The sequence below is a fragment of the Pseudomonas sp. FME51 genome (assembly GCF_014897305.1).
This window is the reverse complement of sequence record NZ_JABUYN010000001.1, coordinates 937,380-950,058: the sequence shown is the minus strand read 5'-3', so window position 1 is coordinate 950,058 and position 12,679 is coordinate 937,380. Positions and strand designations below refer to the sequence as shown.

At 35.8% G+C, this 12,679-nt stretch carries 12 protein-coding genes; 5 read left to right on the top strand and 7 right to left on the bottom strand.

Annotated features, from left to right (window positions below):
- Positions 1-560, top strand: a 560-nt coding sequence (locus tag INT39_RS04480) for a type VI secretion IcmF C-terminal domain-containing protein (RefSeq protein WP_319021313.1), incomplete at its 5' end; no start/stop codon positions are given.
- A gap of 29 nt (positions 561-589) precedes the next feature.
- Complete coding sequence (locus tag INT39_RS04475) at positions 590-1,537, top strand: DUF6708 domain-containing protein (RefSeq protein ID WP_193014133.1); 948 nt, start codon at positions 590-592, stop codon at positions 1,535-1,537.
- A gap of 152 nt (positions 1,538-1,689) precedes the next feature.
- On the opposite strand, the gene INT39_RS04470 is transcribed toward INT39_RS04475, so the two are convergent.
- Positions 1,690-1,989, bottom strand: coding sequence for a hypothetical protein (locus tag INT39_RS04470; protein WP_193014134.1), 300 nt, complete (start codon positions 1,987-1,989; stop codon positions 1,690-1,692).
- A gap of 75 nt (positions 1,990-2,064) precedes the next feature.
- Positions 2,065-3,645, bottom strand: coding sequence for a TerC family protein (locus INT39_RS04465; RefSeq protein WP_193014135.1), 1,581 nt, complete (start codon positions 3,643-3,645; stop codon positions 2,065-2,067).
- A gap of 244 nt (positions 3,646-3,889) precedes the next feature.
- On the opposite strand from INT39_RS04465, the gene gndA reads away from it, so the two are divergent.
- Positions 3,890-5,296 (top strand): NADP-dependent phosphogluconate dehydrogenase, encoded by a 1,407-nt coding sequence (gndA, locus tag INT39_RS04460; protein WP_193014136.1) that lies wholly within the window; start codon positions 3,890-3,892, stop codon positions 5,294-5,296.
- Between the two features lie 123 nt (positions 5,297-5,419).
- Here the strand turns inward: gndA and INT39_RS04455 are convergent, their stop codons facing one another.
- Positions 5,420-5,788, bottom strand: coding sequence for a winged helix-turn-helix transcriptional regulator (locus INT39_RS04455; RefSeq protein WP_193014137.1), 369 nt, complete (start codon positions 5,786-5,788; stop codon positions 5,420-5,422).
- 98 nt (positions 5,789-5,886) lie between these two features.
- On the opposite strand from INT39_RS04455, the gene nfsB reads away from it, so the two are divergent.
- Positions 5,887-6,540, top strand: coding sequence for an oxygen-insensitive NAD(P)H nitroreductase (gene nfsB / locus INT39_RS04450; RefSeq protein WP_193014138.1), 654 nt, complete (start codon positions 5,887-5,889; stop codon positions 6,538-6,540).
- Between the two features lie 153 nt (positions 6,541-6,693).
- On the opposite strand, the gene INT39_RS04445 is transcribed toward nfsB, so the two are convergent.
- The 4 genes from INT39_RS04445 to INT39_RS04430 all read right to left on the bottom strand — a co-directional run bounded on the left by INT39_RS04445 (position 6,694) and on the right by INT39_RS04430 (position 11,209).
- A complete protein-coding gene (locus INT39_RS04445) occupies positions 6,694-8,007 on the bottom strand; it encodes a dicarboxylate/amino acid:cation symporter (protein WP_193014139.1) in 1,314 nt (437 codons plus the stop codon).
- A 386-nt stretch (positions 8,008-8,393) separates the two neighbouring features.
- The gene (locus INT39_RS04440) at positions 8,394-8,759 is read right to left on the bottom strand and encodes a hypothetical protein (RefSeq protein ID WP_193014140.1); all 366 of its coding nucleotides are present in this window, start codon (positions 8,757-8,759) and stop codon (positions 8,394-8,396) included.
- Positions 8,760-8,935: 176 nt separating this feature from the next.
- Positions 8,936-10,285 carry a dicarboxylate/amino acid:cation symporter gene (locus INT39_RS04435; protein ID WP_193014141.1) on the bottom strand — a complete coding sequence of 450 codons (1,350 nt, stop codon included), beginning with the start codon at positions 10,283-10,285 and terminating at the stop codon, positions 8,936-8,938.
- A gap of 426 nt (positions 10,286-10,711) precedes the next feature.
- Positions 10,712-11,209, bottom strand: a complete 498-nt coding sequence (locus INT39_RS04430) for a YbaK/prolyl-tRNA synthetase associated domain-containing protein (RefSeq protein WP_193014142.1) — start codon at positions 11,207-11,209, stop codon at positions 10,712-10,714.
- Positions 11,210-11,523: 314 nt separating this feature from the next.
- On the opposite strand from INT39_RS04430, the gene yiaY reads away from it, so the two are divergent.
- Positions 11,524-12,675, top strand: a complete 1,152-nt coding sequence (yiaY, locus tag INT39_RS04425; RefSeq protein WP_193014143.1) for an L-threonine dehydrogenase — start codon at positions 11,524-11,526, stop codon at positions 12,673-12,675.
- Positions 12,676-12,679 lie beyond the last annotated feature (4 nt).

The window sequence follows — 12,679 nt, the reverse complement described above, 5'->3', positions numbered from 1 at the left end:
TTCTTGAGACTCACCTAAACGGCGTTTTACGCAAAGAAGGAACGCATTGGGTACCTGATACGACTAACGCACAAGGCTTAACCTTTAACCCTGAGTTCTTAAAAGCCTTAGATAAATTAAGCTATCTAGGCGATGTGGTTTTTGCAAATGGTGAAGCGCGTCTTTACTTTGAATTACGTCCGGGGACATCACCCGACATTATGCAAACCCATTTAATGATTGATAGACAATCACTGATCTACGATAACCAACAACCGCAATGGCAACGCTTTGTTTGGCCAGCGGATACCGTTGCCTCAGGTGCATCACTCAGTTGGATCACCACCAAGACAGGCACACGTATTTATGGTGATTATCGTGGCGTCTGGGGCATCATTCGGTTATTGGAAGATGCCCAAATTGTCCCTTATGCCGGCAGCACCAGCAGTTACTCTGTCAGTTGGAAAACCTTAAATGGCCAGTCACTCAATTACACCTTAAGAACCGAAATGGGCGAGGGTCCAATCGCACTTTTGCAACTACGCAATTTTATTTTACCGGAAAAGATCTTTTTAGATTAAAAATTTAAACAAATAAAGAGATAATTAAAATGGACTCTTATGGATTACTACAAAAATTTAAGCTTAATCGCCCATTAAATAACGAAGAAATAGCTGGTAAATTGGACCAAAATAATCGTATTGATTTAGAAAATGAAGAGTTAATTCCAGATGTAAAAGTGATCGCAATAAATTCTCATTATCTAGAAATGGTGGATAAATATTATTCTTCAAAAGGTATTTTTAGTTTTATAGGTGCTTTTGGAACCATAATGTGTTTAGGTGGTATATTATTATTTACAACAGATCTTATTTTCTCCAATCAATTATCTAAAAAAGATTTAATATTTACTCTTTTTATGATTCTTCCACTTATTGGAATGGGATCCTTTATGTTCTATTTACTGAAAACAGAATGGTTTACATGGACACATTATCCTTTACGCTTTGATCGAAAAAATCAGATGGTTTATGCCTTTCGCACTGACGGTTCTATTATTTCAGTGCCTTGGGAAAAGGTGTTTTTTACTACAGGACTTAATTATGTGAAAAATATAAGTGCTGATTATTATATTAGTGGTCATGTACTTGCAGATGATAATAAAACGGTAATTGATACGTTTTGTCTTCCTGCCTCCACAGGTAATCCAGCATTATTGCAACATCATTGGGAATTTATTCGACGCTATATGGAAGAAGGACCTGAGAATATTATTCAACAAGTCGAATTTTGTTTACCTATAGCTAATAAAAAAGAGAGTTATGGTTTTACCTTTTTTTATATATGTACTTTATTTAAAGGACTATTTAAGATCCTGATGTTATTAATGTTTCCACTTATCTTTATTATCAGTATCCCGCGTTATATTGCAATCTTAACCAGTCGCCATCCTATTTGGCCAGAGGAAGTAGAAGAGCAGTGCAAAATAGACCCTAATGATCCTTATATCTTAAATGAAAAAACGAATCCTAAAGATCTCTGGAAAGCATTTTATTAAAAATCATCTATATTGTATTTCATCAACATTTTTATTAGTTTTCCGCTCAACGATATGAATTTTATTAATTCAATGATTGCTTATTTCGAATAGCTCAAACTGTTATCAAAGCCCGTTTTTTTATTTGTTTAAGAAAAATTGTATAAAAATAATTATTTAAACTGAATAAAAGCATTTGCGACTTTTTTAGGACCTTCATAAATTTCAAATTTTTCTAATTCTTTTAATAAATGATGAGGGGCATGTTCAACTAAAAACTGCATATTGCCCTCACTTATCCAATGTTCAGACTCTTGTTTTGTGTGAGTGATTTTAATGGCAAGACTCCAACTATTTGGCTCATAAGGCAGTTGAGTAGTTGGATAATAAAAACCAGCTAAAGGCGGTGGTGATTGTCTTCCCCCTTCAGCAGAGGTTAACCAGACGATTTTAACCCAGACATTGGTATGCATATATTTTCCAGTAGAGACTATCTCCAGATAAAAAATATCCGCCTTAAAGGCGGATATTTTACTATTTGACAGGGATTACGCTTCGTCCACGTTTTCTTCGTCTTCCGGTGTAGGTTCCACAATTCGAACTTTATTAATTCGATGGTTGTTCACTTCTAACGGCTCAAATTCAATGCCATCAATAATGATCTTCTCACCGACAGTTGGAACACGTTGTAAATGCTCCATTAATAAACCTGCTAAGGTTTCATACTCACGTTTTTCATCCAATTTGATTGGAATATAAAGCACTAAGTCTTCAAGTGGTGTAAAGCCATTAACAGTCCATGAACCGTCTTCATTTTGAACTAAGTCGTGACGAGAATCGTTTTCTTCAGAACTCACAGGTAAGTTACCTGCAATCGTTTCCATTACGTCTGTTAACGTCACAATACCTTCAACAGAGCCAAACTCATCTACAACAAAAGCAAAGTGAGTATGGGCACTACGGAACTGTTCTAATGCTTGTAGCAATGATAAACCTTCAGGGAATATCAGCGGTTGTGTTACTAACAAACGTAAATTTAGAGGTTCATTACGTAGTTGTTGATTCAATAATTGAATCACATTCACAACACCTACTGGTTCATCACTGTGCTGTTCATCGGTAATGACAAGACGTGAGTGGGGATCCTTTTCTAATAATTGGCGGATATCATCTTGTGTTGCGTTTAAATCGATGTATTCAACATCATGGCGTGAAGTCATGATACTGTTAACGTTACGCTGACTTAAACCAAGCACACGCACAATCATTTGACGTTCTTGAGGATCGAATGCTTCTTCTGCATTAGAAACTAAGTTAGAAGTATGGGGATCTAACTCAGAAGATTCGGGCTTGCCATTAATAATGCGTAATACCGCTTCTGCTGTACGTTCACGTAAAGAACGAGAGGCAGATAAGAAACGACGGCGGTTAAATTGTGCAAGCTGGTTAAAGACTTCTATCATGATAGAGAAACCAATTGCCGCATACAGATAACCTTTCGGAATGGCGTAGCCAAAGCCTTCGGCAACAAGCGCGAAACCTATCATTAGTAAGAAGCTTAAACACAAAATAACAATCGTTGGGTGATTATTGACAAAGTTTGTCAGTGGCTTACTTGCAAGGATCATCAAGAACATTGCAATAGTGACAGCCGCAATCATGACACCTAAATGGTCAACCATACCCACAGCGGTTATTACCGAGTCAAGCGAGAACACCGCATCCAGCACGATAATTTGCGCAACGACAGACCAAAAGCGTGTCGTTTTACGTTGTTTTCCCTCACCATGGTCTTTGCCTTCTAGCCGTTCATTAAGCTCCATTGTGGCTTTGAACAGCAAGAATATCCCCCCGACAAGCATAATTAAGTCTCTTGCACTGAAAGGATGATCAAACAGTGTGATAATAGGTTTTGTCAGGGTGATAAGCCAAGAAAGGCTGAATAACAACACAACTCGCATCACTAAGGCACACAATAAGCCCGTTATACGCGCTTTGTCTCTTAGTTTTGCAGGAAGTTTATCTGCCAGAATAGCAATGAAAACAAGGTTATCGATACCAAGTACGATTTCGAGAACAATTAGGGTGGAGAGTCCTACCCATATCGTCGGATCTAAGATCCATTCCATACAGTTTGTTTTACCTTCTATAAAGACGGCTTATGCCGACTTGGGAATAATGAGCAATTTGAAGGAATTTTTCAATAATTTATTATCGATATCGGGAGAATAATTTTATTTTGTCGAAAAGATTGTGACACCAATGACATCAATAACTACCACCAAATGGGAGAGTGCGTTACTATGTGATCAGGTTAACAAATTGTCAGTACATTGATACTGGCAGGTTTATTTTCAGACGGGAGTTATTTTCATGTCAAAACAGCAAATCGGCGTGGTTGGTATGGCAGTAATGGGACGTAACCTTGCGCTAAATATTGAAAGTCGCGGTTATTCTGTCTCTATCTACAACCGCTCAAGCGATAAAACCAACGATGTTATCGCTGAAAACCCAGGCAAAAAACTGGTTCCGAATTATTCTATTGAAGAGTTTGTTGATTCGTTAGAAAAACCGCGTCGCATTTTATTAATGGTAAAAGCGGGTGAAGCAACGGATAAAACAATTGCTGCATTGACACCGCATTTAGATAAAGGCGATATCCTTATTGATGGCGGGAATACTTTCTTTAAAGATACCATTCGTCGTAATCGTGAATTATCAGCTCAAGGCTTTAATTTCATTGGTACTGGTGTTTCAGGTGGTGAAGAAGGCGCATTAAAAGGCCCTTCAATTATGCCTGGCGGACAGAAAGAAGCTTACGAATTAGTGGCACCAATCCTTGAAAAAATTGCTGCCGTTGCCGAAGGTGAACCTTGTGTGACGTATATCGGTGCTGATGGCGCAGGCCACTATGTAAAAATGGTACACAACGGCATCGAATACGGTGATATGCAACTGATTGCAGAAGCGTATTCCGTTTTAAAACACTCTTTAGGTCTGACTAACGAAGAATTAGCAGAAACCTTCACTGAGTGGAATAAAGGTGAATTAAGTAGCTACTTGATTGAGATCACCGCGGATATCTTCCGTAAAAAAGACGAAGACGGTAAATACCTTGTTGATGTTATTCTTGATGAAGCGGCAAACAAAGGCACTGGTAAATGGACTAGCCAAAGTTCTTTAGATTTAGGTGTCCCCGTGACCCTAATTACTGAATCTGTATTTGCACGTTATATCTCTTCATTAAAAGATCAACGCGTTGCAGCCTCTAAAGTATTATCAGGCCCAACACCTAAAGCGTTCTCTGGTGATAAAAAAGCCTTTATTGAAAATGTTCGTCGCGCACTGTATTTAGGTAAAATTGTTTCTTATGCGCAGGGTTTTCAACAACTGAAAGCCTCATCTGACGAATATAACTGGGATTTAAACTACGGAGAAATCGCGAAGATTTTCCGCGCAGGATGTATTATTCGTGCTCAATTCCTGCAAAAAATCACAGATGCTTATAATGGAGATGCAAGCATTGCAAATCTGCTGTTAGCACCTTACTTTAAAAATATTGCTGATGAGTACCAACAAGCTCTGCGTGATGTTGTTTGTTATGGCGTACAAGCAGGTATTCCAACTCCAACATTCTCTGCGGCGATTTCTTACTACGATAGCTATCGTGCAGAAGTGTTACCAGCAAACTTAATCCAAGCTCAACGTGACTACTTTGGTGCGCATACTTATAAACGTACTGATAAAGATGGCGTATTCCATACAGAGTGGATGGAATAAGTAAAATTAAATATTAGGTTATATTAATTGAAATATGACAAATAAAAGGTGCTTGATATAAGTGCCTTTTTTATTATCCAAATTTCAAAGGCAATCATTCACAACGACATTATTCGAAGGTTATTATTTTCTATTCGTTGATTTTTTTAATATAGGGATCGCACGTTCTTCTCCCCAGTTTTTTAGTGCAGCTAAAACGTGAGAGAGTGATTCTCCGTCTTCAGTTAGTTTATATTCAACTTTAGGTGGAATTTCCGCATACACTTTACGTTCAATAAGCCCATCAGATTCAAGTTCACGTAATTGCTTAGTCAGCATTCTTGGCGTGATTGAAATAAGCTTTCTTTTTAACTCATTAAATCGCAATGTTTTTCCCTGTAAATGGTAAAGGATCATGCCTTTTCCTTTACCGCCCATTAGTTCTAAAGATGCTTCAACGGGGCATCCGTCATAGGTGTAGTCGTTATATCTATTCTTTTTTACAGTATCCATTTGTATCCTATATACATAAATTGTGCGTACTTGCCAGATAGTAAATTATTATTAAAATAGACGTAATACAAGTGGCTTATTTGAAAATGGTGTAATAAATGAATTTATTAGAAGTATTAAAAACTCGTTATGCGACAAAACATTTTGATAAAAATAAAGTGATCCCTGAGCAAGAATTAGAACAGATAAAAGCGTTGCTGCAGCTAAGTCCATCAAGTGTGAATACTCAACCATGGCACTTTATCATAGCGAAAACTGATGATGCGAAGCTGAAAATTGCAGGATCTACCGAAGGTGGATATGAATTTAATAAAGAGAAAATATTAAGTGCTTCACATGTTGTGGTTATGTGTGCAAAAAATACGTTATCTGAAGGATATCTCTCTCATTTGCTTGAATTAGAAGATAAAGCGGGAAGATATTCTACAACAGAATTCAAAGAGCAGAATAAACTCGCCCGATCATTTTTTGTTAATTTACATGAAAAACAACTTGATGATTTATCCCATTGGATAGAGAAACAAGTTTATTTAAATATGGGGTCTTTGTTACTAGGGGCTGCAACGTTAGGAATAGATGCTCTTCCAATGGAAGGCTTTGACCTATCAAAAATAGATTCAACATTTTCTTTAAATGATAAAGGGCTTCATGCTGTGGCTATTGTGGCATTAGGTTATAAAGAAGAAGATGATTTTAACTACAATTTACCAAAATCAAGATTACCACAGAATGAAATTATTACTGATATTTAAGTTTTTGATTTAAATTTCACTTTATTAAATCATTGAAGAAATATACTAAGATTATTTAATAAAAAGAGAGTACTTAAATACTCTCTTTTTATTTTGTGTTTTATTAATAAATATAAAAATTATTACTCATATGATTTTATATAGTGTGTTTTTTCATTTATCTGATATTAAATCAGTATCTAGCTTGGTTTCTATTGATATATTTCCACTAAAAACATCATTCATTCTCTCTTTATCTAATGCATTTTCCCAGCGAGCAACCACGATACAAGCACAAGCATTGCCAACAAGATTAGTTAATGCGCGACATTCCGACATAAAGCGGTCAATACCCAGAATCAACGCCATACCTGCAACGGGAACACTTGGTACAACGGATAGCGTTGCTGCTAAGGTAATAAAGCCCGCTCCTGTTACACCTGCGGCGCCTTTGGAACTAATCATAGCAACAAAGAGTAATGTAATTTGTTCTGTTAACGACAAATCAACGCCTGTTGCTTGAGCGATAAATAATGCAGCCATGGTCATATAGATATTAGTGCCATCTAAATTAAAGGAATAACCCGTAGGAATAACTAAACCGACGACTGATTTTTTACAGCCAAGACTCTCCATTTTACTCATTAATGTGGGTAATGCAGCTTCAGATGAAGAAGTGCCTAATACAAGCCAGAGCTCATCTTTTATATATTTAATTAAAGAGAGGATAGAAAAACCATTATATTTAGCAACGGCACCCAAAACCACTAACACAAAAAGCAATGCTGTTAAATAAAAAGTAATTACCAACAACATTAAATTACCAATGGAAGAAATGCCGTATTTACCTATAGTAAAAGCCATAGCACCAAAAGCACCAATCGGCGCTAACTTCATTAGCATACCAACCATCTTAAAGACCGGATCGCAAAGATGCTGTAAGAATTTTAATACAGGCTCACCTCGTGATCCTGTTGATGCTAATGCTAAGCCAAAAACTACAGACACAAACAGCACTTGTAAGATATTACCGTTAACTAATGGGCTAACAATAGTATCAGGAATAATATTCATAAAAAAATCAACAAGAGAAGAGCTATGTGCCTGAGTGACATACATTTCTACTCGACTACTGTCTAATGATTCAGGAGAGATGTTTAAACCATCACCAGGACGAATAATATTAGCCGTTATGAGTCCAATAATCAGGGCGATAGTAGAGAATGTAAGAAAGTAAATCATCGATTTACCTGCTACTTTCCCCACTGTTTTCATATTGTTCATACCTGCAATGCCTGTTACTACCGTTAAGAAGATAACAGGTGCGATGATCATTTTTACAATTTTGATAAATCCATCACCAAGAGGTTTAAAAGATTCACCTATATCAGGATAAAAATGACCCAGTAAAATGCCAAGAATGATAGCGATAATAACTTGGATATATAACACACGATAAAAGGGGAGCCTGCGGGATGAAGTCTGCATAAAAATTCCCTGTAACTGAAAGATATTGACTAAATAAAAAAGAAATTATGATGTAAATTATTATTTACATTTATTTTGTTGTGATAGATAACTTAAAGGTCTGAGTAAATCAGGTCAATAAAATAAAGTTGATTTTATCAAATATTGTGCTCTTCATCTAAAAAATTAGATTTAATTTCAATTTATTGCCATTTGAAGAATTTATTTTTCTTAAATCAATAGGTTAATGAAATTATATTTTGTTTTAGTTTGTCGGGTTTCTTTAAGAATATGTGTTTTTAACTTTGTTTTTTGGTGAATGGGATGATTTAAATGTAAATAGATATGGATAAGGAAAGGTAGGAAGAGTAACTAGGCACAATTATTTGTTTCTATTCAATTTATTTTCAAGGGAAAAATGAACCACTGATAAATCCTTCAATATAAATAAACGCTAACCAACCAACAAATAAGCATTCAGAAAAAACAATAATAAAAGCGAATATTGAGGGAAACTCGAAGGTATCTCTGACTAAGAGAAAAAAATGAGGTAGCATGATTGCAGAAAATATAATTTTTATTACCAAAGCAAACGCAACAAGATAAATAGCGATATCTAAAGAAAACACTTCAATTTGAATGAGTGGTACAACAACCGTATAAAAAAGAATAATACTACTAAGAATTATTATGGCGGAACCACCCAACCAATATTTGAAAAATAAAAGCTTCAGAGAATATTGTTTTGTTATCAGATCTTTTAATTTATTCACAATTTTATCCCTTATTTATGAATTAAAAAATTATAAAAATAAGTAAAGAATAATCTATGAGAAAAAGAGACAATAATAAATAAATTATAAAAAATAAGTATTTATTCGTAGTGGTTAGGAATATAAAAAATAAAAGAGCGCACATGCGCTCTTTTATCGATGATAGAAAATGGTTTTTATTTTACTGGGATTTTTATTGAGTTGTCAGATTCAATTTCAATAGGAGTTAATGGCGTATCTTCAATAAATTCACTGGATGCTCTGCCACTAAAGACGTCATTCATTCGTTCTTTATCTAAGGCATTTTCCCAACGAGCAACCACAATACAAGCACACGCATTACCAACAAGATTGGTTAATGCACGACATTCTGACATAAAGCGGTCAATACCCAGAATCAACGCCATACCGGCAACAGGAACACTTGGTACAACCGATAACGTTGCTGCTAAGGTAATAAAGCCCGCTCCTGTTACACCTGCGGCGCCTTTTGAACTTATCATCGCAACTAAGAGCAACGTAATTTGTTCTGTTAATGACAAATCAATACCGGTTGCTTGTGCAATAAAGAGAGCGGCCATGGTCATATAGATGTTAGTACCATCTAAATTAAAGGAATAACCTGTTGGAATAACTAAGCCGACGACTGATTTTTTACAGCCTACATCTTCCATTTTACGCATTAAGCTAGGTAACGCGGCTTCTGAAGATGAGGTGCCTAAGACTAACCAAAGCTCATCTTTAATGTATTTAATTAAAGAGAGAATAGAAAAGCCATTATATTTCGCAACCGCACCTAATACGACTAAGACAAACAGTAATGAGGTGATGTAGAACGTTAGAACAAGTAAGACTAAGTTGCTGATTGAGGAAATACCATATTTACCGATGGTAAAAGCCATAGCTCCAAAGGCACCAATTGGTGCTAACTTCATCAGCATGCTTACCATTTTAAAAACGGGATCAGAGAAGTTTTGTAAGAATTTGAGTACCGGTTCGCCACGCGCATCAATAGAGGCTAATGCAATACCAAAGACAATGGAAACAAAGAGAATTTGTAAGATATTGCCATTAACTAATGGGCTAACAACAGTGTCAGGGATGATATTCATTAAAAAGCCAACAATAGAAGAATCATGTGCTTTAGTGACATAACTTTCTACTTTGCTTGCATCTAATGAAGCGGGGGAAATATTTAAACCATCACCTGGGCGAATAACGTTTGCAACAATCAAACCAATGATTAATGCAATGGTTGAAAAAGTGAGAAAATAAGCCATGGATTTACCCGCGACTGTACCCACTGCTTTCATGTTGTTCATACCCGCAATACCTGTGACTACCGTTAAGAAGATAACAGGTGCGATGATCATTTTTACAATTTTGATAAATCCATCACCAAGCGGTTTAAAGGATTCACCTACATCAGGATAAAAGTGTCCGAGTAAGATACCGAGCAAAATAGCAACGATAACTTGAACATAAAGCACTTTATAAAGCGGTTGTTTTTTAGTTGAAGTTTGCATGAAGATTTCCCTGCACCTATTGGTACATTGTTTATATATTTATATGTTAGAAAATGACAGAGTTGTAAACTGAATTTTACATTATTGTATTTTTATTGATGCTAACTTAAATGTACGAGTAAATCAGGTCAATAAAATAAAATCTATTTAGTTAATTATTGAGTGCTGAATCGTAAAAGAAAGTTAAGAATTTCTGTTTCGTACATTTTTCAGCGTTATTGATGAGGTAATGTGAAATTAGTGATATTTATTCTGATTTTTTTATTATTCTCAGTATTAAATTTTTGAATATTTTCAGATTAGATTATCTAATATTGTCTTTGAGGGTGTAAATCTATACATACAACAAGAGTTGATACTATGATAACAATTACCCTTAGTTGAATTTATGACTAGGGTAATTGTTAAAGATAAATTGGTTTTTTGTTATTCGATTTCTTCGTCACGAATAAAAGAAATTAATTCAGGTTGTGCGATACGTTTGTAATCCTGAGTATTGAGAATAATTGAGCGCTCTAACGTACCCGCATTAAAAGCTAACTCATCAAAGCGTTCAAACAGTAAAGGGTCAGCAACAAGTTTTAATGAAGCATGAAAACTAAAAGGAGGTATTGCGCCAAAGACACATTGAGTAAGGTCATTCACTTCTTTAGGACTTGCTAAAGAGGCTCTTGTGCCTCCTATTTGATGTGCAAGTTTAGTGAGGTCAGCTTGTTTATCTGCAGGTAATATCGCCAGCACATGTTGCTTAATTCCATTTCCTTTTATATGACAAACGAGTCCTTTTGCTCCTTGTCCCAATTGTGTTCCTCTAATTTTTGCGACTTCCTCAGAACGACCTGCGGTTGGGTGTTCCATAACACGGTAAGTTGCGTTGTTGCTGTTTAATAAAGTGGTGAGTTGTTCAAAAATAGTCAAAGGCATCAATGACTCCTGAATTTAATAGGTGATTTCTTTAGCATCATTATACGACTTTAAAAAAAATATTCTGCTATGGTGTTATAAGCTGGTTTTGATTATTTTGATAAGCTTTTCAAATTATTTTGTTACAAATAATAATATGTTAATAGTATTATCCTATTGAATTAATAGGGTAATTAAATATCTAAATTTAATTGCTTATACTAATATGATAATCAAATTGATATTTATTCATTATTTTGATAGTGATCAATTTAAGAACAAAAAGAATAGAACATATTAAAACATAGATTTAACTACTAAAAAGGAAGTCAATAATGGCTGTTTCAACATTCTATATTCCCTCTGTCAATAAAATTGGTTCAGGTTGTCTTGCAGAAGCGGTAAGTTCAATGAAAGACTTTGGTTTTCATAAAGCATTAATTGTGACCGATAGTATTTTAAATCAACTGGGTGTTGTTGATAAAGTCAGTAAATTACTTACAGAAGCAGGTATTTCTAGTGTGACTTATGACGGCACTGCACCAAACCCTACGGTTGAAAACGTTGAAGCGGGATTAGCTCTGCTGAAAGCAAACCAATGTGACTGTGTCATTTCTTTAGGTGGTGGCTCGCCACATGACTGTGCTAAAGGTATCGCTTTAGTGGCCGCTAATGGCGGAAAAATTGCAGACTACGAAGGCGTTGACCGTTCAGCTAAACCACAATTACCACTGATTTCAATCAACACCACAGCAGGTACTGCATCAGAAATGACGCGTTTTTGTATTATTACTGATACTGCGCGTCATATCAAAATGGCTATCGTTGATAAAAACGTTACCCCAATCTTATCTGTAAATGACTCAGAGTTAATGATTGGCATGCCTAAAGGTTTAACCGCTGCAACAGGTATGGATGCATTAACTCATGCTGTTGAAGCCTATGTTTCAATTGCTGCAAACCCAATTACAGATGCCTGTGCATTAAAAGCCGTGACAATGATCAGCCAATCTTTACGTAAAGTTGTTGATAACGGTGGCGATGAACAAGCACGTGAAAATATGGCGTATGCTCAATTCTTAGCAGGTATGGCATTTAATAACGCATCGTTAGGTTATGTACACGCTATGGCTCACCAATTAGGTGGTTTCTATAACTTACCTCATGGTGTGTGTAATGCTGTTTTACTGCCACATGTTCAAGCTTATAACATCCAAGCAGCAGCAGGTCGTTTAAAAGATATTGCACAAGCAATGGGTGTTGATGTTTCTGCAATGAGTGATGAGCAAGGCGCTAAAGCATGCATCGAAGAAATTCGTAAAATGGCAAAAGACGTGGGTATTCCAGCAGGCCTGAAAGAGTTAGGCGTAAAAGAAGAAGACTTCAAAACATTAGCTGAAAATGCGCTGAAAGATGCTTGTGCAATCACTAACCCAGTTCAGGGTTCTGAAAGTGATGTTATCGAGTTATTCCGCCAAGCAATGTAATATT